The 25,605-nt window shown below is 43.5% G+C and carries 17 protein-coding genes; 12 read left to right on the forward strand and 5 right to left on the reverse strand.

Features of this window, described 5'->3' with window-relative positions:
- Window positions 1–30: 30 nt before the first annotated feature.
- Window positions 31–513, forward strand: coding sequence for an NUDIX domain-containing protein (locus MH144_RS02575; RefSeq protein WP_239297514.1), 483 nt, complete (start codon window positions 31–33; stop codon window positions 511–513).
- 191 nt (window positions 514–704) lie between these two features.
- Here the strand turns inward: MH144_RS02575 and MH144_RS02580 are convergent, their stop codons facing one another.
- Window positions 705–2,030 carry a PepSY domain-containing protein gene (locus MH144_RS02580; RefSeq protein ID WP_239297515.1) on the reverse strand — a complete coding sequence of 442 codons (1,326 nt, stop codon included), beginning with the start codon at window positions 2,028–2,030 and terminating at the stop codon, window positions 705–707.
- Window positions 2,031–2,275: 245 nt separating this feature from the next.
- Between MH144_RS02580 and MH144_RS02585 the strand changes: the two genes are divergently transcribed.
- Window positions 2,276–2,734: an NUDIX domain-containing protein gene (locus MH144_RS02585; protein ID WP_239297516.1), complete on the forward strand. Its 459-nt coding sequence runs from the start codon at window positions 2,276–2,278 to the stop codon at window positions 2,732–2,734.
- Window positions 2,735–2,884: 150 nt separating this feature from the next.
- On the opposite strand, the gene MH144_RS02590 is transcribed toward MH144_RS02585, so the two are convergent.
- Both MH144_RS02590 and MH144_RS02595 read right to left on the reverse strand, forming a co-directional pair.
- Window positions 2,885–6,073 carry a hybrid sensor histidine kinase/response regulator gene (locus tag MH144_RS02590; RefSeq protein WP_239297517.1) on the reverse strand — a complete coding sequence of 1,063 codons (3,189 nt, stop codon included), beginning with the start codon at window positions 6,071–6,073 and terminating at the stop codon, window positions 2,885–2,887.
- Between the two features lie 16 nt (window positions 6,074–6,089).
- The gene (locus MH144_RS02595; protein ID WP_239297518.1) at window positions 6,090–7,232 is read right to left on the reverse strand and encodes a response regulator; all 1,143 of its coding nucleotides are present in this window, start codon (window positions 7,230–7,232) and stop codon (window positions 6,090–6,092) included.
- Window positions 7,233–7,718: 486 nt separating this feature from the next.
- Here MH144_RS02595 and MH144_RS02600 point away from each other — a divergent pair, with 486 nt between their 5' ends.
- The 5 genes from MH144_RS02600 (at window position 7,719) to MH144_RS02620 (ending at window position 14,617) form a co-directional block, all read left to right on the forward strand.
- Entirely contained in the window at window positions 7,719–8,723 is a 1,005-nt protein-coding gene (locus MH144_RS02600; RefSeq protein WP_239297519.1) for an ABC transporter substrate-binding protein, read from the forward strand.
- 158 nt (window positions 8,724–8,881) lie between these two features.
- Window positions 8,882–10,471 (forward strand): helix-turn-helix domain-containing protein, encoded by a 1,590-nt coding sequence (locus tag MH144_RS02605; RefSeq protein WP_239297520.1) that lies wholly within the window; start codon window positions 8,882–8,884, stop codon window positions 10,469–10,471.
- Between the two features lie 161 nt (window positions 10,472–10,632).
- Window positions 10,633–11,670, forward strand: a complete 1,038-nt coding sequence (locus MH144_RS02610) for an NAD(P)/FAD-dependent oxidoreductase (RefSeq protein ID WP_239297521.1) — start codon at window positions 10,633–10,635, stop codon at window positions 11,668–11,670.
- A gap of 152 nt (window positions 11,671–11,822) precedes the next feature.
- A complete protein-coding gene (locus tag MH144_RS02615) occupies window positions 11,823–12,479 on the forward strand; it encodes an NAD(P)-dependent oxidoreductase (protein WP_275439942.1) in 657 nt (218 codons plus the stop codon).
- Between the two features lie 131 nt (window positions 12,480–12,610).
- Window positions 12,611–14,617, forward strand: coding sequence for a glycoside hydrolase family 2 protein (locus MH144_RS02620; RefSeq protein ID WP_239297523.1), 2,007 nt, complete (start codon window positions 12,611–12,613; stop codon window positions 14,615–14,617).
- Window positions 14,618–14,645: 28 nt separating this feature from the next.
- Here MH144_RS02620 and MH144_RS02625 read toward each other — a convergent pair whose 3' ends face one another.
- The gene (locus tag MH144_RS02625; protein ID WP_239297524.1) at window positions 14,646–15,518 is read right to left on the reverse strand and encodes an AraC family transcriptional regulator; all 873 of its coding nucleotides are present in this window, start codon (window positions 15,516–15,518) and stop codon (window positions 14,646–14,648) included.
- A 195-nt stretch (window positions 15,519–15,713) separates the two neighbouring features.
- On the opposite strand from MH144_RS02625, the gene MH144_RS02630 reads away from it, so the two are divergent.
- Window positions 15,714–19,061: a DUF5107 domain-containing protein gene (locus MH144_RS02630; RefSeq protein ID WP_239297525.1), complete on the forward strand. Its 3,348-nt coding sequence runs from the start codon at window positions 15,714–15,716 to the stop codon at window positions 19,059–19,061.
- Window positions 19,062–19,243: 182 nt separating this feature from the next.
- Here the strand turns inward: MH144_RS02630 and MH144_RS02635 are convergent, their stop codons facing one another.
- Window positions 19,244–20,512 carry a saccharopine dehydrogenase NADP-binding domain-containing protein gene (locus MH144_RS02635; RefSeq protein WP_239297526.1) on the reverse strand — a complete coding sequence of 423 codons (1,269 nt, stop codon included), beginning with the start codon at window positions 20,510–20,512 and terminating at the stop codon, window positions 19,244–19,246.
- A gap of 260 nt (window positions 20,513–20,772) precedes the next feature.
- On the opposite strand from MH144_RS02635, the gene MH144_RS02640 reads away from it, so the two are divergent.
- From MH144_RS02640 to MH144_RS02655, 4 genes are all read left to right on the forward strand, one after another.
- On the forward strand, window positions 20,773–21,552 hold the full coding sequence (locus MH144_RS02640; RefSeq protein WP_239297527.1) for a hypothetical protein: 780 nt from the start codon (window positions 20,773–20,775) through the stop codon (window positions 21,550–21,552).
- A gap of 193 nt (window positions 21,553–21,745) precedes the next feature.
- Window positions 21,746–22,414 carry a Type 1 glutamine amidotransferase-like domain-containing protein gene (locus MH144_RS02645; RefSeq protein ID WP_239297528.1) on the forward strand — a complete coding sequence of 223 codons (669 nt, stop codon included), beginning with the start codon at window positions 21,746–21,748 and terminating at the stop codon, window positions 22,412–22,414.
- Between the two features lie 109 nt (window positions 22,415–22,523).
- Window positions 22,524–22,835: an ArsR/SmtB family transcription factor gene (locus MH144_RS02650; RefSeq protein WP_239297529.1), complete on the forward strand. Its 312-nt coding sequence runs from the start codon at window positions 22,524–22,526 to the stop codon at window positions 22,833–22,835.
- 2 nt (window positions 22,836–22,837) lie between these two features.
- Window positions 22,838–25,339: an FAD-dependent oxidoreductase gene (locus tag MH144_RS02655; RefSeq protein WP_239297530.1), complete on the forward strand. Its 2,502-nt coding sequence runs from the start codon at window positions 22,838–22,840 to the stop codon at window positions 25,337–25,339.
- Window positions 25,340–25,605: the final 266 nt, after the last annotated feature.

The raw sequence follows: 25,605 nt of genomic DNA on the forward strand, positions 1-25,605 counted from the left end.
TTTTCTCACAACAGAAATGGAGGAGTGTACATGGCAATTATGACGGATTCAAAAGGCAACATTTTTTTGGAATTTATTCATATCGAGTATGATAAACTCATTACAATTACGCTGGATGCTCCACTAACACATGCTCTAATTGTGGTGAAGTGCCAAGGGAAGTACCTTCTCATGCATAATAAGTGGAGAAACAACTGGGAACTGCCAGGGGGTATCATTGAACCTGGAGAGAACGCTGAGCAATGTGTAATTCGAGAATTGTTTGAGGAAACCAATCAACATATGGACAAGGCTGAATTTAAAGGGTTAATGAAGTTTAAACTTCAGCCAAGTTTCCACGGACCTAAACGAACAGAATATGGGGCACTTTTTATGGGAGAACTGTGCGAACTTCATGATTTTGTTGAAAACGACGAAGCTTCTTCAATTATTCTCTGGGATGGTACATCGGAGATTGGTGATGTTGCGGAAATAGATAGGAAGTTAATTGAATTGCACACTTGCAGTACTTGATATCTGCAGATCAAGCATTGCAACTCAGGAACTTTTTGGATGGAGGCCTGTCAACCTACACTGATTGCCGACCTTCAACAGTCTTACTACTTCAGTAACTAAATGAAGTGCTCCCGTACATTGGTCGTAGATGCGGGAGCACTTTTCTATGAAGTCAATAACTTTCATTATTCTATTGCAGGTTCAGAAAGTTACAGTTTGTAGTCAATACCTTCGCCAGCGCCTGTGCGAGCATTAATGTATACGTGAGAAACGCCTTCGATCCCGGTGACGGGAAATGCATAGACGAGCTTGTCGTTGTGGAGCTTCAGCTTGGGCTTACCCGAAACGTTTACGTATGGGCCAAGCTTCGCAGAGGCTTGCTCCGCTGTCAGCTTCGGCTGAAGGGGGAAGTTTTTATTGTATTGGGAAAAATAATTAGACGCATCAAAGCTCATTAACGCACCGGTACGGCGATCAAACCGCCATACGACTTTCATCTGCGAAATGGAGATTTGCTCCCGGACTGGAATATAGACGAGATAAATGGAAGTTTCTTTTATCTCTTTTGCTACTAATGTCAGACGTTCGTCAGACCAGCGAGTCATCCAGGCGTCCGCAACTTCGATAAACTGCTTTATGTCCATATTCTGCTCTACAGCTGCATCTTTGGAGATCGAGCCCTTGCGTCTGACTTGGAGCACGTGTCCGCTTTTACTTAGTGTTACGGTATAGGAGCTGGTTGATTTTCCTTCGGTGTCCGATAACCTGAAATCCATGACTTCTCCGAACTCGGGGCTGCTCCCGCCAGAGGCCATGTGGACGATTTGGTTACCTACTCCTTTATTCCAAGCCTCCCCCATGAAGATTTTCGCTTTGGCTGCAAGCTCCGTAGCCGTATACGTGGTTTCACCAGCGAAAACGGTTCCTGGCTTCAGAGGTATGTAAGGATTCTGGTTGTACCGGAATTCATTATAGGCTTTATAGCCGGCTGTGAAGAATGGGTTGAGCTCAGACAAGGCATCTTCCATTTCGTTCGAAATCTGTTGTATATCTGAAGAAGAGGAATCAAAAGCTTTCTTTTTCATCTGCTCGAGATACGGTAGAGCGGTCCTCGCGAACGCTCTCAAGCGCTGAATTTGTTCTAATTGATCCGGGGTAAGCGACTTTCCCTTCTCGCTGGCGGGATAGGCCAAGTAGTGGCTGCCTTCCGTGATGAACCACTCATACGAGGACGAAGATTGAAAGTTCATTGTGATCGATCCGATCCTAACATATTCCGAGATAATATTGGCATGTTCAATCGCAGATTGAAGTGCTGCTTGCCGATCTGCAATCGTAGATGCCGCAAGGGATTCCGCAAGCGCATAGTCAAAATCGCGCAGGTAGATTGATTGTATATTCGACCAGTATTGCGTACTGCTCTGTTGCTGCCGCTCCCATTGTCGATTATTCTGATGCTCCGTATAGCTGAAATACGCGCCTGCTAATGTTGTCACGCAAAGCAGACCAATGATGGATTTGGTACGAACGTTCATGTCTATTAAAACTCCTGTCTATGTCTTCATAATGCTTATCCACTTTAACAAAGATGTGAACACTGTTTAATGAGTAAATATTACCAATATTATTTTCTTGCCCGTTGACTAAATCTGTTCGCTAATACTGACGAAAAATATATTAGAGGTGTTCAGAATTTGTTGAGACTGATATGCTAACTTCGTTTTAAGCGCAACTGAACCTGAGGATCAAATCAATAGGAATATAGGGGATAGTAGATAAGATGGAAAGAAAGATAAGAAATTCAGTAAAGGCCCTCATCATTAAAGGTGAAAAAATGTTGGCAATTAAGATGGACGATGATGGTGATGCCTTTTATATACTGCCTGGTGGAAGCCAGAGTGCGGGGGAGACATTGACTGAGGCAGTGAAGCGTGAAGTTGCAGAAGAAATTGGAGTAGAGATCATTCCTAATTCATTGGAATTTGTCATTGAAGGCGTATATGGCGAGGCGTTTCACCGTGTGGATTTTGTGTTTTTATGTGAATATAAAGGATTAACTGACCATTTACTTTTCCAAGATGACGGACATCACGTCCGTTATGAATGGCTTGATATCGATAACCTGATCGGGCAACCATTGTATCCTTCCAAATTGCGAAAGCAAATTCAGCAGTTATTCAATGGAGAAAAAACCGAGATGTACTTAGGAAATGAGGAACCAGGTAATCCTAGTTTATAAACTGAGATTATCGTATCTAACATGGTTCATTTATAAGAAAAGCATCCAATGGCGCCATTCGGCGAGCGATATCGTAAAAGGCAAGCTTTTGGCTAGAAATACAAAAAGAAGGAGCCGCATGAAATCATGATTGCTCCTTCTTTTTGTATGCTATGGGTTTGGTACGATGAAGGAAACCGTCGTTCCTTCACCAGGTTTACTTTGAATCGTTAAGCCCTGTCCATACATTTTTTTGAGCCGTCGATCGGTATTCGTTAATCCCACACCGGAGGTTCCCGCTTTCTTATTACGATCTAATAGGGAAGATAGCTTGGTCTCATCCATACCCACTCCGTTATCATGTATGATGAATTGGATGTAATCCGCTTCTTTTGTAGCAGATAGAGTTAGCTTTCCGCCACTGGTACGGTTTAATATCCCGTGCCGGATGGCATTTTCTACGATAGGTTGGATCGTAAGTGGAGGAAGTTTAGCATCCAACGGATCAGGCAGATTCCACTCTACTTCCAGTTGTTCCCCAAATCGCTCCTTTTCGATATACAAGTAAGCTCGAAGTAAATCAAGTTCATGGGACAGAGGGACCTGGCGCTCTAAGTTCCTTGAATTAAAGCTTCCCTTTAAGTAATCACCGAAGGCTTCGAGCAGCGTAATCATGCGGTCTGGATCTAACAGACTGAGCGAAGCAATGGAATTGATTGTATTAAACAAAAAGTGAGGCTGAATCTGAGCTTGGAGCCATGCAGCTTCCATACGTAATTGCTCGTCTACAGACTGTTTAAAATGGATTAAAGCGCGAATTCTTGACTGAAGCTCTAACATATCAACCGGTTTTGTTAAATAATCATTAGCACCCGCAAGAAACCCGGTATGAATATCTTCTGGTCTGATTCTAGCCGTCAATAGCAGTATAGGCAGCTCGAAAATCGTAAACTTCTTTCGTATCATTTCGGTCAGGGTATATCCGGACATTTCCGGCATCATCACATCGGTTACGACCAGATCCCACTGTTGTTTATGGTTAATCTGTCTAAGCGCCTCTTCAGCACTATTTACAGCAGTAACCTCATAGTTGTCCAGCTCCAGCAATGATTTTATAACCTTCAGATTGATGGCATCGTCATCCACTATAAGAATAGACCCCTTGATATGATCTATCTTGTATTTATTCTCTGAAGAAACAGCGGCTTCCATCGTTGCATCCATCACGTCGGATACCAGGTGATTGAAATGAGACTCTATTTCTTCATCGTTCTGTACACCTTTAACAGCCGCTATGGCGTCTGCCAGGGGTAAGGAAAATGTGAAGACGGATCCTTGTCCAAGCGCAGAGGTGACCTCTAACGTTCCGCCATGAAGTTCTACTAAATTTTTGCTTATGCTGAGTCCCAGCCCTAAGCCGCTGCCTTGAGAAGTTATGCTGGAATCCGCTTGCTCATACGGGGAGAATATGCGCTGCTGCAGTTCTTCGTCAATTCCAATACCCGTATCTATTATATGGACATAAACAGCTTCATTCCGGGTCTCCGCACGAAGGGTAACACGGCCTTCCTTCGTATATTTCAAAGCATTGTGCACTAAGTTGAACATAATTTGGGTAAGTCGGTTTTCGTCGGCTGCTACGTTAGGTAATATATCAGGAATCTCATTCTGCAGCTTCACGTTCTTATCTACCGTCATATAGTTCAGCATATGGACGACTCCCTTGGCCACTGCTGGTAAAGAGACACTTGTTGGTTCTAGCGTAACCCGGCTTTCTTTGAGAAGAGTAATATCAATCAAGTCATCGAGCAGATGTGACATGCGTTGTCCAACTTTAGTAATTAGCATCAAATCTTCATGATCAGGTGTATCTAGCTTACTGCTCTTCCGAATGATGATGGATTGAGCCATATTCATGATCGCATGAAGCGGATTCCGAAGCTCGTGTGACGTATTCGCGAGAAATTCATCTTTTTGTTTGTCCACTTTCTTGAGCGCTTCCGCTTGTTTTTCAGCACGTATTGCTGTTTTGGTGAAGCGTACAAACCAAAAGGATGCAAACACAACAAAGGCTACTATCAGGTCAATTGGGTAATAAGGCAAATCTTTATCAAACCATGACTTGAACAATCCGCTAAAGACCATATTAAATGATACGGCAATACCCGCAAGTAATATTGAAGTCGCTGCTTCTTGACCAGTCTTCACGGCCTGTCTTGAAATAATAGGTACTAGTAAGATGGCTGTGAGCATGAAAATACCCAGAATTTTGGAGGTATAATCCAGCCAACTGATCGGAAAGATTAGTGTAATGGATACATATAAGTAAAAGAAAATTGAAAAAATAGAAATCAATTTCTTAAAACTATGTACGTTAAGCAGGTGCTTTGTACATAACACTAGACAATAACAAAGAGCGGAGTATCCAACAATCCTAAGACGCACTGCCCATTCAAAATTAATTGGGAACCACTGAAGCAGCATTTTGTCATCGTCTATTAACGTAACAATCAAGGCAAATAAAATAATCCCGGCAAAATAAAGAAGCTCTTTCTGTCGGTGCCCTACGAAAAGAAGAATAACGATATATAACATATGTAGCAGCAAAATGATACCGACTAGCAACTGCATATTTTCGCTAAAATGTATTTCATTCAGGACAGCAGATGGAGTTCCAAATTTAATGGATTGAATGATGCCACCTTCATGATGATAGTGAAAATTACTGACATGAATGACAATATCCATTGTGGACTGCTCCACTGTAAAGTTACCTGTATAGGGTACAACCTTAGAGATCGTTCCTATCGGATTTTCATCAGGGTGGCCTGATTCGTATAGAAGGCTTCCATTAACATATAAGCGATAAGCAGTCTTTATTTCAGGAATATGAATGCCATAAGACGCATTAGATGTTGGCAAAAGTACGCGCAGTCGGTAAGTTCCGAAATTGGATTCTGGACTCGTATCATTAAAAGTACCAGGAACCTGTGTCAAATTTGCAGTTCGTGATGTATCACTAAAGGATGTGCTGGGATGAATGAAGGTACCCGGGGTAAAGTTCCATTGCCCGTTCAGTGTAATCGTCTGTTGATCGGTAAATTTCCAGTAGGATAAATCAAGTTCTCCCTGGGACGCATGTGGCTGACTAGGAGGGGAGAACTCCGTATACCAGAACAGCCTTACTCCAATTAAAGCTGCTACGTAAAAGAGGATGAGCCAAGCTATCCTGTGTTTGGATATGATTTTCTTAATAGGTGTGAATGATGGCAACATGAACAATCCTTTGTCATACGTTATAGTGGGCTTGTAAAAATGGCCTCTTATTTGGTAGTTTTCTTTACAAATTCTGAGTAACATACATCTAAAATGCTGTTTAAAAGGGAAGCTGTTTCTCTTTCCACTCCTTGAACCATAGTTGAATATCGTATCCAGGGAGAATATCGTATTCCTCTTTTAGTCGTGTCGTAAGTTCTTGATAACACTCCATCGTTTTCTGTGGCTCGTTCAATTGGTCATACAGCTTCATTAAGGCGAACGAAGACTTTTCCTCTATCGAATAGAGGCGTTGAATTTGTAAATATGTAGTCAAGGCATCGCTAAATCTCTGCTGATCCTCATACCAACTACCGACGCTTAGAGCTGTATTTAGCCATAATTGTTTAAGTCTTTGCCTTTCTGCCTCTGCCCACAAATAATCGAATTCCTGCAAATATTCACCCGTATAGCTGTTTATCTTCTCCAGATGCAGCTCCAGGTTATTCTCTGAGACATCGATTGTCTGCAAAGAGTTGTCCCATAGGGATACGTCCAAAATGATATGGTCTAACTCTAATAAATATCCTTCATTTGCACTCTTAATCTGAAATCTCTTTCCATATGGAGTAAGCGTTTTGCGAATATGATAAATGGTTGTATATAACTGTGAGTAGGCCTTGTTTACATCTGTATTGCTCCATAATAAGTCTACGATAAACGATTTGCGAACAAGCTGTCCTCTATGCTGAAGTAGATACAGGAAGAGTTCCTGTGCTCTGAAGGTTCTCCATTGCATTAATGAAAATTGGCCTGGTGACTGTGGCTTCTCAATCATGACTTGTTTGAACATGGTCATTCTGAGAGGTTGATGTGGATCAGGGATATCCAAACTGACTGTACTCTTGCTCAATATCCGATTCATTGTTTTGGACAATCGATCAAAACGAACCGGCTTGACAATATAATCTAAGGCGTTTAATTCGAAGGCGTCCACAGCGTATTCCTGATAGGCTGTAACAAATACCACCATCAGATCAGGTTCATGCTCCAACAATCGTTCCGCCAGCTCAATACCATTGATCTCAGGTAACTCTATATCAATAAAGGCGATATCCACCTTGGCATGTTTAACGATATCCAGGGCATCGTATGGGTTTGTACATTTACCGATAATATCAAGGCTGGAATTTTCCATCTTCAGTAGTTGAAGCTCCAAATAAGACAACGCTAAAACTTCATCGTCAATAAGAATAGCTTTCATTTCAAAATACTCCTTATTAGCGTTTATTTAGTTATCTTGATTTTATCATGGATGTTGAAAAATGGAATAAAAACTCGAATGATGTAGGAAAGCTAGGAGGGGCTTCCCAAGTGGCCTGCGTATATCGATCGCAGCGGAGATATTCAAAAACCAGCCCATTCTGCTTAATGGAGTGAACAAGCTGTAAATGTAGCTCTTAAGAAGGGAAGCCTTGAACAATTATTAAATAATGAAGACAAAAAGACTGCGGAGCTTTACCTTAACTTGGCGGTTATTTGTTGTTCATTTGAAAACGGCTTGGTGATTGTATTTTTTAGTCAGTAAGCAAGTGAAGAGTTTGTATAAAGCCGGTCGTAGAGAATGTATATTGAGCATGCAATCCAATCTAGGGTAAAATCGACTCAAGCAAAATGATAATGATTATCATTATACATAAACGAATTATTTTGCTACAAAATATAAAAATTTGTGGGAGTGGATTTAATCATGGCAAGATCGGGATTGTTGAAAACAGGATGGATATCACTTATAACGGCAGCAATGATTGCGGTGACAGGTTGCGGCTCGACAGCCGAACAAGCCGGAACCGCAGAGACTACCAATCAGCCTGCACAGGCAGCGGCAGTATCAAGCGAAGGTACAAGCCAGACGGAAACGCGCGTTGTAACTGATGCCTTTGGCGAGGTAGAGATTCCGACCAATCCGAAGCGAATTTCAGCACTTTATCGTGAAGATTATTTGGTTGCGCTTGGGGTAACGCCTATTGTGCAGTATTATAACCCGATGTGGGGCAAGCAGGATTATTTGAAGCTGGACGTACCCTTGTTCGACGTGACCGGAAACATCGAAGCTCTGCTTGTATCCGAGCCGGACTTAATTATCGGTGCAGGAGAGGTTGATGCCGAACAATACGAGCTCTATTCCAAGGTTGCGCCGACGTTCCGCTTGCCGGACGACGTGCTTGCGGATACGCGCAAAACATTGACCTTAATCGCCGATTTGCTTGGTTTAAGCGATAAGGCTGAGCAGGTTCTGGCCGAGTACGATGCCCGCATTGCCGATGTGAAGGCGAAGCTGAACGCGGCGATCGGCGATGAGAAGATCGTTGTTTTGCGGATGAATGTCGTAGACAAATCGATTAACATTTTTGGCCTACATAACACATTTGTTGGACAAATTTTGTATGAGGATCTTGGGCTGAAGGCACCTGCGTTTGCCGAGGCGATGACGGAGGGAAATATCGTCTTGTCGAATGAAGTCATTCCGGAGCTTGATGCGGACCATATTATTTTGCTTCCGTCCAACGGGACATGGGACGAAGAGAGCAACGCGAAAGCATTTGAGGAAATGAAGACAGATCCATTATGGAAGACCGTTCCAGCATTTAAGAATGGCCATGTATATCCGGTAGAGAGATCATATTGGCAGACGGGAGCCATTACGGCCAACGGATTGAAGATGGATGATTTACTTCGATTGCTTGCTCCTTAAATAAGGAAACAAGAGTAAGTATGTTCTATTTATGGCGCTTGTCTCCAGAACGGAGCAAGAACGAGTCGCATTTCAACGAAGGTTGATGGGCGGCTCTTTTTGTTTTACACTATATTCATTGAGAATGAATATCAATTAAAAGGCGGTTGATAGTAACGATGGATATTGAACAGCGCAAACAAGCTGGGGCGGCTCCATTAGTCCAATATGTGCTGCGATCGATCCGCTTAATCGTTCCGGGCGAGCAAGCAGAAGTACATAATATGGACGGCAGCGATAGATACGATAAGGAAAGTTTCGAACTACTTTTTATCATGAGCGGGACGGGACAAGGAAAATGCTATTTGCAAATGCCTGGCAGATCTATATCTATGGATCAAGAGATTATGAGCTGCAGCTATTACCGATTGTGCTTCGTAACGAGCGGATATGATTCAGGTTCGAGCTTGCTGCCAGATAAGCAGGAACTTGCCTGCTCACCCTTCGCCAAGACGATAGAGCTGCTGGGTGAGATATATGAACTCCGCGGGGCGAGCGACGAGCTCGGACGGTTTCAACGATTTGTGAGATTTCAGGAGCTGCTGCTCTTTTTATTCCGCCAAAATGCAGCTGCAGCCGAGGATCAGGGAACAGATATGGAGCAGCATGGGATAGAGCTTAGCATACAGCATATTCATCAATATTACCGTGAGGTTCTGACCGTGGATGAGCTGGCTTCCCTCGCAGGCATTGATCGCTGGAAGTATACCCGTCTGTTCAAAGAGGTTACGGGTCAAGTACCGCTCCAGTACTTAAATGAAGTACGGATTAATCAAGCCAAGAAGTGGCTGACAAGCGCCGATGACAAACTGCTAGATATTGCGCTGAATGCAGGTTTTAACAATGAGTATTATTTTAATCGTCGTTTCAAGCAGACGGTAGGCATATCGCCTGGACAATACCGTCGCAGCCGCAAGGGACAGCTTAGAGTAGTAGCTCCGTATTTGGAAGATTTCATCGTCGCGCTGGATATGCAGCCTATCGCCCAATATTGTCATGCGAAATGGGGGAAACAAGACTATTTAGGCTTAAACCATATTCCGACGTTCGATGAGAACAGCGGCAGCTTCGACGCTCTTTCCTATTACAAGCCCGATTTAATATTGCTTATGGATCGTTACGAGCAACAGCAATACTCTCAGTGCCGACGCATAACCAATACATGCATCCTGCGTGAGCAGACCAACAATTGGCGTACACTGCTGCGTACCGTCGCTGATTATTTCGGTCGGACGGAGTTGGCCGATGATGTTATTGCTAAATATGATATAAAAGCGCGTAGCGCGAGTCATACACTGAGTCAGGTAATGAAAGGTGAAACGGTCGCTTTTTTGCGTATTTCGGCGGACCACATTATTCAATATACGGAAGAGGGACAATGCTTCGTTTCGACGGTTCTTTATGGTGATCTTGGCCTGCGCCCCCACTCCGCAATAGGAGTAGCTTCAAAAGCGGATCGGCCAGGAATGTTTAACCTCTCCGTAGAGGACCTGTGTACGTTAACCGCGGATCATCTTTTTATTACTTTTGATAAGTGGCATAGCCAGGCAGAAGGAAAGGAAAGAGAACTGCTGGAGAAGCCAGAGTGGCGTGCTCTGCCCGCTGTACGAAACAACCGCGTTTACGAGGTTGATTTTCTAACTTGGATGAATAACGGAATTATCTCCAACGGCAAAAAAATTGATGATATCCTGCGATCGTTAGCTTAATTTGGTTTCGTTTGTGACTGACTGAACTGCATCCTCCATTTTGTATAAAGCAACCGTCGGTTTTGTCCATTGTTATTGTCACGTTGTCGAAGCTACAATGATATTGATAATGATTATCATAAGCACGGATATGACATAAGCCGGCTGGAGGAGGACATCAATTGACTGAGCAGCTTGAATTATACGATGTGACAATTATTGGCGGTGGTCCTGCGGGAATGTATACTGCTTTTTATAGTGGAATGCGAGATTTAAAGACAAAGCTAATCGAAGCGAAAGACGAGCTGGGCGGGCGAATGCTTATTTATCCCGAGAAGATGATCTGGGATGTTGGAGGGGTTACTCCGATCCTATGCGAGAAGTTAATTGCCCAATTGGCGGAGCAGGCGAAGACGTTCGACCCGACCATTGTATTCGGCCAGCACATTGTCGGATTGGAGAAACAAGCGGATTCGACGTACATCCTGGAGGCGGCAACGGGGGAGAAGCACTGGACACGTACGGTCATTCTGGCAATTGGACGGGGTATTCTGCGAATGGCGAAGCTGGAGCTGGAAGGGGCTGAACGTTATGAGGTGTCCAATCTGCACTATACGGTGCAGGAGCTGGAGCCTTTTAGGGGAAAAAGGGTCCTTATTTCGGGAGGGGGAAATTCCGCTGTCGATTGGGCGAACGAGCTGGTTTCCATCGCTGCTCAGGTCACAGTGGTACATAGACGAGACCACTTCGGCGGGCATGAGAAAAACGTTATTCGAATGAAGGAGTCTTCTGCCGATGTGCTTACGCCATATGAAGTCACGCAGTTATACAGCGGCAACGGAAAGTCGATTGAACGGGTGACGATTAACCACATCGAATCAGGGGATTCCCGTGAGCTGGAAGTAGACGAGGTTATCGTTAACCACGGACTGAAATCCGATTTTACAGGGATCAAAGATTGGGGACTGGATATGGACGACTGGAACATATTCGTCAGCCCGAAACTAGAGACGAACTTGCCGGGCATCTTCGGGGCTGGCGACTTCGCCAACTACGAAAGCAAGCTTAACCTGATTGCAGGGGCATTCACGGATGCGGCCTTAGCGCTTAACAGCGCCAAACGGTATATCGATCCCGAGGCGCCGAGAATGGCTTATGTATCGTCACATAACGAGAGATTTAAGGAACGGAACAAAGCGCTTGGTGTATCCAGTGAATAGCAGGTTCTAATGTTGGTAAATAAGCCGCTGATTAGCGGCTTTTTTCTTTTATTTTAAATGTCTGTTATTGATTTGATGTCATACTGTCTGATACTTTTAATCAGAAATGTTGTTGCTGTCTAAGTTACTTGTTATTAATCAAAAGATAATAGATGGATCATTGCAGAAGATGGAGGGGTATTCGTAATATGCAAATTTTAGTATTGGGTGCAACTGGACGAGTCGGTAGTCAGATCGTTGCCAAGGCTCTTAAGGAACAACATCATGTAACTGTATTGGTTCGTCATCCCGAAAAATGCCAGGTTTATGATGAAAATTTAACAATCATACAAGGTAATGTATTGAATCAAGAAGATATTAAGCATGCTATTCGTGGAGCCGATGTCGTGATTAGTGCACTGAACACAGACGGGACCAATACACTATCCGAAAGTATGCCGTTGATCATTGAAACAATGTATGAAGAGGGAATAAAACGAATCATTACTATAGGAACAGCAGGTATTCTACAAAGCAGACTCACTCCGAATGTTCTACGATATCAATCCAGTGAATCGAGGCGTAAATCCACCCGTGCTGCTGAGGAACATCATCGAGTGTACTTGTTGCTTCGAGAATCTACATTGGAATGGACAATAGTGTGTCCTACGTATTTACCGGATGGAGAACGTATAGGCGTATACCGAGTAGAGCGTGACGTTCTACCTGAAGGCGGCACGGAGATATCCGTGAGCGATACAGCAGAATTTGCGTACAATCAAATTGAAGATGACTCTTATAGCAAGTATCGTGTAGGAATTTCTTACTAACGATTGGGATCATTTGGGGTGAATCTGAAAAACTCCAGCATATTGTCCATGAAATCAGAAGATGTTGAATGGCTTTGGACGCGTTGCTTCTCTATAATAAAGCACAAATTGTGTGAAAGAGAGGAACTTACATGAACGCCCGATTAAGCATTCCAATGGAAGAATCATGGGTATTTCAGGCAGATACGAAGAGTGAAGGATTGGAGCATAAATGGTATGAGGATGGTCCTCCTCAAGGAGAACAGATCCGTATACCGCACACGTGGAATGTGCAAAATGGATTGCAGGAATTTCGCGGAACAGGCTGGTACAGCTGCATCTTTTTTGCACCGGCTGAATGGGAGGGCAAGCTGCTGCGCCTGCAGTTCGATGCGGTATATCGTGATGCGGTCGTTTGGGTTAATGGACAAAAAGTGGGGGAACATGCCGACTCAGGATACACCTCGTTTGTTTTAGCAATCACAAGCCATGTTGTCTACGGAGAAAACAACAGGATTGTGGTATCGGCCAATAATGAGAATAGTCAAACAGCTCTTCCGATAGGAAATAGCTTTGACTGGGCCGACGACGGCGGAATTATACGCGGCGTATCCCTTATTGTGAGTGGTTCCACAGCAATTGATTACACCAAAATCCAGGCAGTCCCTGTCTTTGACGAAGATGGGGAAGCGGCTGATTCCCCTTATGGTTTATTATCCGGTGAGATTCACTTGTGGGAGCAAAATAGCGGGATAAATAATCAAGCTTTGAAGCTTTGTGTAAACGTCACGTGTGACGATGGCACAACAATTGCGACTACATGGAAGATGTTGAGCCAGGAAGACGGTTTGCGCTTCAAGGACATCAAGGTGAATAACCTCAAGTTGTGGCATTTTGACCATCCTCACTTATACAAGGTGAATCTTGCTCTGTTTGTGGAAGATATAATCTCGGATGAAGTATCCACCGAGGTTGGCTTCAGGGAAATTCGCTCAGAAGGCAATACATTGCTTCTTAACCGAGAGCCGGTTCGTCTTATGGGGGTGGAATGGATGCCTGGATCACACCCGAATCGAGGCATGGCTGAAACGACGAGCCAACTGGCGGAGATGCTACGACATATCAAAGCGGCCAACTGCGTTATTACGCGTTTTCATTGGCAGCAAGATAGCAAGTTGCTGGAATGGTGTGACCGTAACGGTCTATTGGTACAGGAAGAGGTACCGCACTGGCAGACGCCGCATGATCCAGACGACGATTGGATACGCACGTCCGTGCAGCATGCCCGCGAAATGATTAATCGACATTACAATCATCCCTGTATTTATGCCTGGGGATTAGGTAACGAGGTCAATGGGCAATCTCCCGTAACGGTCCGTTATTTTGAGAAACTCAAAACACTTGTCCACGATCTGGATGACACCCGATTAATTAACTACGTTTCCAATACGGTTCATGAAAATCCCTCCATGGATGCTACTGGCGTAGGTGATGTCATTATGTGGAATGATTACATCGGAACATGGCATGGCGATTTAGATCGGCCAGCAGTCATCAAAGACATTACAGAGACGTATCCGAATAAACCTGTGATCGTTGCTGAATATGGACTATGTGAGCCTGCTTATGAGGGTGGTGATGAACGACGGAAGCAAATCCTCACAGACAACACGGTGGAATACCGAAAACATCCTGGGATTGCTGCTCTCATCTATTTCAGTCTGAACGATTATCGGACACAGATGGGCGAAGCAGGTGAAGGCATGCTGCGCCAACGTGTGCACGGCTCCATGTATCTGGATGGCAAGCCTAAACCATCCTACGAAGCTTTACGTCAATTGGCCTCTCCGATTCATGTATCTGTAAATCTCGAAAGTAGAGTGGGTAGAGTAAGAGTAACGATAGTTACTTCAAACGATATCCCGTGTTATAAGGTATCTGGTTATACGTTAAAACTTATAGATTCACTCGATGTTTGCTATACAAAAGAGATCCCGGATTTAGAGCCCGGTGAGCAATGTGTTTTGCATTTAGCAGACATACCTCAAAATAGGTGGGATGATATCCTATTAGAGGTTCAAAGACCGACCGGCTTTTCAGTCATAACGGGTTCATTACGCAGTTTTGCCGGTCATTTAACAGATCATCTGGTTCCATAATTGGTGATTTCATTTCTTATATCTTAGGTCAACCTTTTGGGATGCTCCGATATTCGGTCGGGGAGCATCCCATTATTTTTTTGAACAACCTTGAGAAGTAATAGGGATCTTTGATACCAACAGATCCGGCTATTTCTTTTACGCTTTTATCCGATAAGGCTAACATCTGTCCAGCTCGCTGCATCTTCAGTCTGAGATAGAACTCAATCGGGGGCACGCCTGTTTCCTTGTTGAACAAGTAAATCAAATGTTGCTTGGACAGTCCTAAATGACTTGCCAAATTCGGAAGTGAAAGGGACTCGGTCATCCGATCCGTCATATATTGCACGGCTTGTTCCAAATAACGTTCACTTTTACGATCTTGAAGCGAGTGCATCAAACTAAAACCCACTTGATTGATGAGGTGCCGAATACATTGTGATACATAGATCTGATTGTTCATGGCGTAAGGTTTATCTGACAACATGCCATAACATTGTTCAACATCCTCGAGCCACCTTGCGTGCAAGTTTAATGTAAAAGGGAGCGGTCCGTTATCTAGGGAGTATGTTTGAATTAGAGATTCTGCATCTGTCCCTGTAAGGTGCATCCAGTAAATGGTCCATGGATTTTCATTCGATGCACCATATCGATGAGGGGTTTCCGCTGGGATAACGATAAGCTGCCTCGGTTCAATTCGAACAGATCTGTGGGTTTCCACCCAACCTTCGCCTTTGACGCAGTAAATGAGAATATGAGTTGCACAACCCTTGGGCCTTTCTCTGTAATGAAATTTTGCATCAGGAAAAAAACCGATATCGCTCACATGGAAATGTTTTGTTAATGCATGATTTTGTAATTCTTTGAGCATAAATTCAGGTTGTATAAAAATCTTTTCTTCTTCAAATCCATCTGGCTTCATGTTCAAGTTCGCCTCTGCCATAAAAATCCCCTTACTTAAGAATATGATTTAATATTATCATAATACCCCTTGATAAGAAGGTCGTTATTGAAATTAAGTTTAAGAATATAATCCATCAACTACCGACTTTCGTTAATTGTATAAAAGGGGGAGTGGCATTTAAATTAAATGTATAACCCAAAGGAGGATCTCGATATGAGTACAAAAGAGTCATCAGCTGTTTCTAAGGTGCGAGTCTGGGAGGAACAGGTTGAAATTCCCACTTACGGAACTGGCAAACCTGACAAGAATCCCATGTTTCTGGAGAAGCGAGTGTACCAGGGGAGTTCCGGACGAGTCTACCCGCATCCGGTCATCGATAAAATCCTGGATGAGAAAAAATCCAGATCCTATTGCATGGCCATTCTTGAGAACGAATACGTTCGCGTCGAAATGTTGCCTGAAATTGGTGGGCGCATCTACCGCGCATTAGATAAAACAAACAATTATGATTTCGTGTATTACAATCGTGTTATCAAACCGGCACTTGTTGGGCTTGCTGGCCCATGGATTTCAGGAGGTATCGAATTTAACTGGCCGCAGCATCATCGACCGAATACGTTTGGGCCTGTACAGCACACGGCAACCGAGAATGAGGACGGCAGCGCAACCGTATGGGTTAGTGAGATTGATCGCATGTATGGCACAAAAGTAACCACTGGTTTCACATTACATCCAGGTAAGGCCTATATCGAAATTACGGCGCAAATGTACAACCGGACCTCCGAGCCGCAAACCTTTTTGTGGTGGGCCAACCCGGCCGTGGCTGTCAACGATCATACACAAACCGTATTTCCACCTGATGTTACAGCTGTATTTGACCACGGCAAACGGGATGTATCCAAATTCCCGATTGCTACAGGGACTTATTACAAAATGGATTATTCCGAAGGCGTCGATATCTCCAGGTACAAAAATATCCCGGTCCCGACTTCTTATATGGCATATAAATCAGACTACAATTTTGTAGGCGGTTACGACCATAGCGTGCAAGCAGGTTTGCTGCATGTAGCCAATCATCATGTCTCTCCAGGCAAGAAGCAATGGACGTGGGGCAACGGTGAATTCGGCCAAGCCTGGGACCGTAGCCTGACGGATGAAGACGGGCCTTACATCGAGTTGATGACTGGTGTATTCACCGACAACCAGCCTGATTTTACTTGGCTCCAGCCGTATGAAGAAAAGTCGTTTACCCAATATTTCATGCCGTACAAAAACATTGGGGTCGTCAAAAATGCTTCCGTGGACGCAGCAGTGAATTTGGAAGTGGATGAACAGCTCCGAGTGGCGACGGTTATGGCCTATGCTACATCGGTCTTTGAAGGAGCAACCATAACATTGAAGGGACGTAAGCGGACCTATGTCAATGATGTTGCCACCATTTCACCAGAATCAACTTACAAAACCATCATTACCTTGGACGATGAAGATCAACCACATGACTTGCTTGTCACAGTTCGAGATGCCAAGCATAATCTGCTCATCAGCTACAAGCCAGCGAAACCATCCATCGAACAGATTCCGGATGCCGCCAAACCGCTTCCTCTCCCCGAAGAACTGAAAAGTACAGAACAGTTGTATCTTGCCGGTCTTCATTTGGAGCAGTACAGGCACGCTACGTTTGAACCGGAAAGCTATTATCAAGAAGGATTGAGAAGAGATGCTTCTGATATTCGTCTCAACATTGCTTATGGAACATTGCTGCTTCGCAGAGGGGTTTTGGAGAAAGCGGAAACTCATTTCCGTAAGGCGATTGAGTCATTGACCTGGCGAAATCCCAATCCGTATGACAGTGAAGCTTACTATCAACTTGGCTTAACACTCCGGCTCCAAGAACGAAATGAAGAGGCTTTCAAATCGTTTTATAAGGCAGTGTGGTCTGCAGCATATCAGGATAGTGGCTACTACGCATTAAGCCAGATTGCTTCCGAGCAGGGGGCATATATAGAAGCACTGGATCTGGTAGAACGTGCATTGATTCGCAATACAAGAAACTACAAATCAAGGCTCGTAAAAACGGTACTGCTTCGCAAGTTGGGTCGTTATGAAGAAGCTATTGCGTTTGCAGACGAAACGCTGACGATGGACATTGCGGATTTTGGTGCTAGACATGAGAAATTCATGAATCTCGAAGCCATGGGAAAAAGTGAAGAGGCTCTTTACGTACAATCTGAGCTTCGACGATTTATGAGAGGTGACGCACATAATTACTTGAACCTGGCTTGGGATTATGCAGGAAGTGGTTTCTATGAGGAAGCATCCCAGCTGTTAGAAGAAATTTCATCCAAACAGGATGGATTGGCATATCCAATGGTTCATTACACACTTGCCTATGTCTATGACAAGATGGGACTCACTGAAAAAGCAGAACATGAACGTCAGCTTGGAGGAACTGCTGCACCGGATTACTGTTTCCCGAACAGCCTGTTTGATCTAAGTGTATTGCTTCATACAGTCCACAAAAATCCATCTGACAGTATGGCCCATTATTATTTAGGTAACTTTTATTATGATAAAAAACGAGCGGAAGAGGCCATAAAGCACTGGGAGATTTCCATTGGCCTTGAACATCAATTCGCCACGGCTCACCGCAATCTTGCGCTGGCCTATTATAACAAACGTCATGACGCAGAGGCTTCATTGCAATCGCTTCATCAGGCGTTTGAATGTGATAAGGATGATGCCCGAGTATTTTACGAGCTCGATCAGCTGCTTAAGAAAACGGGCGTTTCTGCACAAGAACGATTAACAAAACTTCAGGAACATATGCACCTGGTCGAACATCGTGACGACCTATATCTCGAATATATTACGCTGCTGAATACGCTAGGCAAACATAATGAAGCACTGTCTTTATTATTAAGTCGTCGTTTTCACCCTTGGGAAGGCGGAGAGGGAAAAACAACAGGACAATATACACTTGCTCTCGTTGAGCTTGCCAAGAAGGAGAATGCCCGTCAATCCTATCAAGAGGCCGTTTCACTGCTTCAACGGGCGCTTCAATATCCGGAGAATCTGGGTGAAGGCAAACTTGAAGGCGCACAAGAGAACAATATTCATTATGAGCTGGGCATGGCCTATCAGGGACTCGGACAGCTAGAAGAGGCTGTTTATCATTGGAAACTCGCTTCGGAGGGGCTCGAGGAACCAGCCAGTGCGATGTATTACAATGATCAGCCACCAGAGATGATATTCTATCAAGGGCTTGCGTGGGGTCAATTAAACCATTCGAAAGAAGCCAAGCGCCGATTTAACAAGCTGATGGATTACGCAGAAAGACATCTTTTTGATGATGTGAAAATCGATTACTTTGCTGTATCCCTACCAGATTTTCTGGTATTTGAAGATGATTTGAATAAGCGAAATCAAACCCACTGCTTGTTTATGCTTGGCCTTGGATTACTGGGGCTTGGGAATAAAGAAGAGGCCAAAAAACGATTTAATGAAGCGTTACAGTTGGAGCCTAACCACCAGGGAGCGAAAATCCACTTGAAATTATGTTAAGTATATATGGATAAAACTCATTGGCAGTAGAGTAACCACAAGGAAAATCCGGGACAACCAGTTCCGGATTTTTTTGTATCCATTATGAAAGCAGTGAGTCAACCTAATCGGGATGAAAACTAGGGAGGAATTAGGAAAAACATTTTATGGTGATCGTGCTTCGAATTAATCCATACGTACAGTTATTTAGTCCATATTAATCTTTGATGAAGTAATCCATCGGAGTCTTTATTTTCTCCCACGACAAAATCGGTCATATGGTACGTTAGATATTCTTCGTACTTGCTTTCGGTTTTGAGAAGGAGCTCATGGACGTTGTAAATACCTACAGGAATATCATCCAGAATTAGGCTGGCCAAGGCAGCATAAATGCCGCATGCGACTTGAAAATACGTGGCATTTGTTTTGTACTGGGCATAAATGCTACTACTTTTCATCGAATTATACATAAACTTTTCATGATCCTCGTAAACCAAAAGAACTCCAACGAGATCTGCACCTTCTACCTCCCCGTTATCTGGATCAATTATGCGCTGGTTCCAATTCCATAAATCGTCTACACGATCTAAATGGTTTCGAATTAAATTCGTTGTATACTCACTAACACGATAAATAAATCCAATCTGCATATCAAATAACTCACCTAGTGTTAGCACTTCCTCATGCGGCATCAGACATCCGTAAAATTCCTTGTCTCCTAACCTTACTTTGTACTCCATTGAATAGACTTGTTCATAAAAATAATGAGGCAAATGATTATGAACAAACATCGGAAAGCTTAATATGGCTTCATCCAGGAAACATTCGACTGACCAAGAAGTGTAAATGGTGTTAGGTTCAATTAATGTTTGGTCTGCAAAAAAGGATGTATCATGCTCAACAATGTAGCAGGCTAAAGGTTTTTTATCTGGATTTTCTTGCATGAGTTTTATAGCCATCCATTGTACGACACCAGGATTCATACCTGAGCATGTAATGGCCGTTGTCTGGGTGAAATCAGTTTTTCTAGTTTGATATTTAATATTTCGCTCTGCAAGGGGAAACCCGTGCAGGCTCTCGTTATTATCCACCTCCTCATTCTCAAGGGCAGAATTAACATATAATATGCCCAGTTCGTTACAGCAGTTGAGCATCTCGATCGTATCGGCCCATGATACATCAATGACTACTTTTGTGTTTGTTTTAGTAAGGTGTTTCTGAAAGTCGCTGACATTTTTAAGATCCAGCTGTTGGATTTTGATTTGTTTCGAAAGATGGGGGAAGAGTTGATCATAATATGCTTTATCCTTTTGGTTCATATCAATGAGGTGGAATTGTGATTGGTTAATGATAGAGTGTATAGGGTCATTATTATCTTGTACGGATTGATTAAGAATGGCTAATACCGCTTTAGCAGCACCTCCGCTGCTGCCTAGTATCGTAATGGAAGGAGAGATTACAGAATCCAACATCTTATCACTTCCTTCATAGTTATTCATGTCTATGTATTAATATATGATTCTACTAATCGCAACGATCGTGCTTCTACCTATTAAATAGAAGAGAAATAATAGATTAGAGGGACAGCTAATTAGCTGAACAGGATGTATGGGAAACCTTATCATAGTCGCGTTGAATTAACGGGTAGGACAGTTTAATGAAAGAAAAGGGATTACAATTACTGGCATGGAAATAATAGTAGTCAAATTAGATTATTAAATGGAGGGTGAATATGTTTCTAATTACTAATCCTAAAGTTTCTGGATTTACGCCCCAGTGGTCACAATTTAGAGGATTCTCAATCCTATTTGATAATCCATCAGACCGATTATTGCCCTTAGATGAAAGTAGAGAGCTGAGGTTACTTAGTTGTGATATTGAAACTGAAGAATTAAAATTATACAAAAGTTTATATCAAACTCTTACAATATTCACAGAATTGAACAATGCATATTTGTTTTGCCCTTTGCCTTCCCATTCTTATCATGTGACGCTTTGGGATGGAATTAATGAAGCCAACGTTCAAGCTGTCTCACGCAAACATAGGTTCCAAGCCGAAGATCTGCTTGAAGGTTTACCGCATTCCTTGCTGAGAGAAAATGAGTTTCTCTGTACCGAAGACCAGCCGCTAAATATCAACATGAAAGAACCCATTACGTTTCAATTTGATAGACTCCTAAAATGGGGGAATTCTGTGCTAGTAGCAAGTCTAAAACCTGCGAATTCTCATTCTCAAGCCATCTTACATAAGATTGAAAAAGAAAGAAAATACCTCATCGAAGAGTATAAGAGACATTTCGGATTAAAAACGTGCGGATTTTCCTATACACCCCATGTCTCTCTAGGGTATTTCGCTAATAAAGAATTGGCTGAATTGACTACCTCCATGATTGATTCTTGGAATGAACATTTTTTAACAAACACCAAGGGAGAAACCATTACTTTTACTAGCAGCAGTCTGTACGGTTTCAACGAAATGTCTACGTTCTTTAAAAAAGCTGCAGGAAATTAGTTAAAAGCAGCATTCAAATCCTCATTATGGGAAAAATAAAATATCCCAACAATGAGGTGATTGCATTTGATAAAAATAATTTTGACGTTCACAGTTCAAATGACGTTTCGACGAGATGGTCTTAATGGATATAGGGTAGATGATATAGTTAATAAGCTGAATTAAAAAGTTCCAAGCGACTAGGAGTGAAGCTATGAAATTATTACTAACTTCTGCGGGCGTTAATAACAAAAGCATACGCGACGCGTTAGTGGACATGTTGGACAAGCCGATCGCCGACTCCAACGCACTGTGTATTCCCACCGCAATGTACGGACACCCCTGGGTCGGACCTGGCGTCAATACCTGGCAGTTCATCAGCGGGAAATCCGAGAACCCCATGGTTGACCTGGGCTGGAAGTCTGTTGGTGTGTTAGAGCTCACCGCGCTGCCAAGCATCAGTAAAAACCGCTGGGTGCCGCTGGTTCAGGAAATAGACGTCCTGCTGGTGGCGGGCGGCGACGCACTCTTTCTGAACCACTGGATGCGGCAGTCCGGACTGGCAGACCTCTTACCATCGCTGCAGGCAGTTTATGTGGGAATGAGCGCGGGTAGTATGGTGATGGCACCCCACATTGGGGAATACTTTGTTGGCTGGGTTCCACCCGGCGGTGGTGATGCGACACTGGGTCTGGTTGACTTTGCAATTTTTCCGCATCTTGACCATGAAAAGCTTCCGGAAAACACTATGGCTGCTGCTGAAAGATGGGCCGCTGGTATTCAAGGGCCTACATATGCGATTGATGATCAAACCGCCATCAAAGTGATCGATGGAACAGTAGAAGTTGTTTCCGAAGGGCATTGGAGGCATTTTACGTTATGATATTCACGCTGTTGGTGACATAAGGATAGAAAATAACAAATACAGGAGTTTGACTTTCATTTTACTATATCGTATTATTCTAATATAACGATACAGAGGGGGATTACGTTTGGATAAACTCGAATTTCACGATAGCCGTGATTTAAAACAGTTTGAGGAACCTGCTAACTTACTGAAGGCCCTTTCTCATCCTATACGCCTGTGCATTGTGCGTGGGTTGATGCGTAAAAAGAAATGTAATGTTTCCTATATGCAGGAGTGTCTGGATCTGCCGCAGTCAACCGTTTCCCAGCATTTACAGAAGCTGCGCAGTGCAGGAATTGTTGATACGGAGCGAAATGGCCTCGAAGTGAATTATATACTTGCAAACCAACGTATTGAACAGATTATAACTGTTTTATTTGGAGAGGATGAATGTTAATCATGAGCAAGAAAGTAGTCATTGTTGGTGGAGTAGCGGGGGGTGCGTCAGCAGCTGCCCGCCTACGCCGACTGGACGAACATGCCGAAATAGTCATATTTGAAAAGGGTCCCTACATTTCATTCGCCAACTGTGGCTTACCTTATTATATCGGCGGAACGATTGCTGAGCGTGACCGTTTGCTGGTACAAACACCTAAAGGGATGGCAGATCGTTTTCGAATTGATGTACGTGCACAGAGTGAGGTCATGTCAATTAATCCCCAACAACAAACGATTCAAGTGAACAGCGAGGAGCGCGGTCAATATGAAGAAACCTATGACGAGTTGATTCTGTCCCCAGGTGCACGTCCGAAGATCCCCGATGTGCCGGGTATAGATAATCCATTGATTTATACAGTGCGTAACATTCCAGACATTGATCGAATCAAAGATGCAATAAGTTCATCTAACAACGAGTCATCAATCGTAATTGGTGGTGGATTTATCGGTGTCGAAATGGCAGAAAATTTGAGGGAAGCTGGACTACATGTAACGCTGGTCGAGGGTAATGAACAATTGCTGACTCCATTTGATCCTGAGCTCGCAGCTGCACTGGCACAAGAAATGGAGCAGCATGGTGTTAATTTGCTGTTTTCACAGCGTGTAAAAGCTTTTCGTACATTGGAGCAAGGCATAGGGGTCGAGCTTGCAGATGGTCATGTTCTAAGAGGAGATCTTGTGATTCTTGCGATTGGCGTTTCGCCAGATACCTCATTTCTGCAAAGCAGTGGTATTTCCTTGGGGACACGTGGACACATCATTGTCAATGAGGCCATGGAAACCAATATACCGCATATATATGCGGTTGGTGATGCAATTGAGGTCAGTGATTACATCCATGGAACCAAGACAGCGATTCCGCTTGCAGGTCCTGCCAACAAACAAGGACGTATTGCTGCGGATCGGATTGCCGGCATTAATTCTACCTACAAAGGAACACAAGGGACTTCTATTATTAAAGTGTTTGGACTGACTGGAGCAACTACGGGCAGTAATGAAAAGATGCTAAAACGTCTTAACATTAATTATCATACGGTGATTGTTCATCCTGCTTCTCATGCATCGTATTATCCAGGATCGAGTGCAATTACTCTGAAATTGCTGTTTTCCCCTGAAGGAAGAATCTTGGGTGCTCAGGCAGTCGGATTCGAAGGAGTGGACAAACGGATTGATGATATTGCGGTTGCTATTCATTTTGGGGGTCATATAAGCGACTTGACTGAACTTGAACTGAGTTATGCACCGCCCTATTCATCTGCAAAAGATCCGGTTAATATGGCTGGGTATGCAGCAGAAAATATTTTGTCCGGACGTGTCAAAACGTATACCTATGACCAGCTGCCCATGCGCCAGCCGGAGCAAACCATACTCCTGGATGTACGTAGCGAGCTGGAGCATCGTAACGGCCATATTCCAGGGTCATTAAACATCCCAGTGGATGAGCTTCGGGAAAGAATGCATGAGTTAGATGTCTCTAAAGAAATCTGGGTATACTGCCAAGTAGGTTTAAGGGGGTATACTGCAGCACAAATTTTGCGTCAGCATGGTTTCGCCGTTAAAAATTTGAGTGGAGGATTTAAAACGTATCGACAAGCGCAATTTAAGCCAGCTCCGCTTTCTAATCAAAGAGATGATCATACAGATGACCAAAATCATAACAAGCATATTTCTAATCTTAAGCAAAATGCATTGCATCAGACTGATCAACTGTCTACCCAGCCACTGCGTATCGATGAAGAATTGGATGTGTGCGGATTGAGCTGCCCTGGTCCGTTAATACAAGTAAAGCAGAAGATGGATCAACTATCCGATGGAGAAACGCTACGGGTAAAAGCTTCTGATCCAGGGTTTTACGAAGATGTGAAGGCATGGGCAGCAATGTCTGGTTCCTCACTCATACAGCTGGAACGTGGTAAGAGCGGTATCATAGAAGCAGTACTAACCAAGCAGTCAGAGACAGTCAGATCATCAACTTCGGAAGCTCAAAATGTTGAACCTGCCAGTACGATGGTTGTCTTCAGTGGCGACCTGGATAAAGCAATAGCCTCTCTTATTATTGCTAATGGCGCAGCTGCAAGTGGGCGCAAAGTAACCATGTTCTATACATTCTGGGGACTAAATATTATTCGCAAGCATCCGACGGGACCGGTATCCAAAAACATTATAGGCCGTATGTTCGATCTTATGCTGCCACGTGGTAGTCACAAGTTAGGCTTGTCCAAAATGAATATGATTGGTGTCGGTCCTAAAGTTATTCGCGGCATTATGAAGAAAAATAACGTAGCCTCCCTGGAGGAATTGATTCAAACTGCGTTAGCTCAAGGTGTTGAAATGGTTGCTTGTCAAATGTCTATGGATCTGATGGGTATCCAACGGGAAGAGATCATGGATCAAGTGACGATTGGTGGGGTAGGTTACTATCTAGGCCAGGCTGACAAAGCAAACCATAATCTGTTTATATAGAAGGGATATGCACTATATATTAATTACACAATAGATATCTTAATGGCTTAAAAGCTCAGGGCTCCTTTTGAAGCATCGTTGGAGTGTATATGAGGTATTGGGTAGTTAGTAGAGAAAAAGAGATCAATCATGGAGAAGTCTCTAATCGACCCTGAGGGTTTATCCCCCTCAGGGTCTTTCTTTGTCATAAGACACGCTTCTGAATGTTGAGTATGACTATATCTCGATGAATATAAATATTTACCTCTTGCATAAAGAACGTGTGT

It is taken from the genome of Paenibacillus sp. ACRRY (assembly GCF_022346995.1).
Taxonomy (GTDB): domain Bacteria; phylum Bacillota; class Bacilli; order Paenibacillales; family Paenibacillaceae; genus Paenibacillus.

Coding starts and splice junctions, on each gene's coding strand:
- MH144_RS02615 (WP_275439942.1), top strand. CDS start 11,823: ATGGATCATTGCAGAAGATGGAGGGGTATTCGTAATATGCAAATTTTA.
- MH144_RS02585 (WP_239297516.1), top strand. CDS start 2,276: ATGGAAAGAAAGATAAGAAATTCAGTAAAGGCCCTCATCATTAAAGGT.
- MH144_RS02595 (WP_239297518.1), bottom strand. CDS start 7,232: ATGAAAGCTATTCTTATTGACGATGAAGTTTTAGCGTTGTCTTATTTG.
- MH144_RS02625 (WP_239297524.1), bottom strand. CDS start 15,518: ATGAAGCCAGATGGATTTGAAGAAGAAAAGATTTTTATACAACCTGAA.
- MH144_RS02635 (WP_239297526.1), bottom strand. CDS start 20,512: ATGTTGGATTCTGTAATCTCTCCTTCCATTACGATACTAGGCAGCAGC.
- MH144_RS02640 (WP_239297527.1), top strand. CDS start 20,773: ATGTTTCTAATTACTAATCCTAAAGTTTCTGGATTTACGCCCCAGTGG.
- MH144_RS02600 (WP_239297519.1), top strand. CDS start 7,719: ATGGCAAGATCGGGATTGTTGAAAACAGGATGGATATCACTTATAACG.
- MH144_RS02605 (WP_239297520.1), top strand. CDS start 8,882: ATGGATATTGAACAGCGCAAACAAGCTGGGGCGGCTCCATTAGTCCAA.
- MH144_RS02655 (WP_239297530.1), top strand. CDS start 22,838: ATGAGCAAGAAAGTAGTCATTGTTGGTGGAGTAGCGGGGGGTGCGTCA.
- MH144_RS02575 (WP_239297514.1), top strand. CDS start 31: ATGGCAATTATGACGGATTCAAAAGGCAACATTTTTTTGGAATTTATT.
- MH144_RS02590 (WP_239297517.1), bottom strand. CDS start 6,073: ATGTTACTCAGAATTTGTAAAGAAAACTACCAAATAAGAGGCCATTTT.
- MH144_RS02630 (WP_239297525.1), top strand. CDS start 15,714: ATGAGTACAAAAGAGTCATCAGCTGTTTCTAAGGTGCGAGTCTGGGAG.
- MH144_RS02580 (WP_239297515.1), bottom strand. CDS start 2,030: ATGAACGTTCGTACCAAATCCATCATTGGTCTGCTTTGCGTGACAACA.
- MH144_RS02645 (WP_239297528.1), top strand. CDS start 21,746: ATGAAATTATTACTAACTTCTGCGGGCGTTAATAACAAAAGCATACGC.
- MH144_RS02620 (WP_239297523.1), top strand. CDS start 12,611: ATGAACGCCCGATTAAGCATTCCAATGGAAGAATCATGGGTATTTCAG.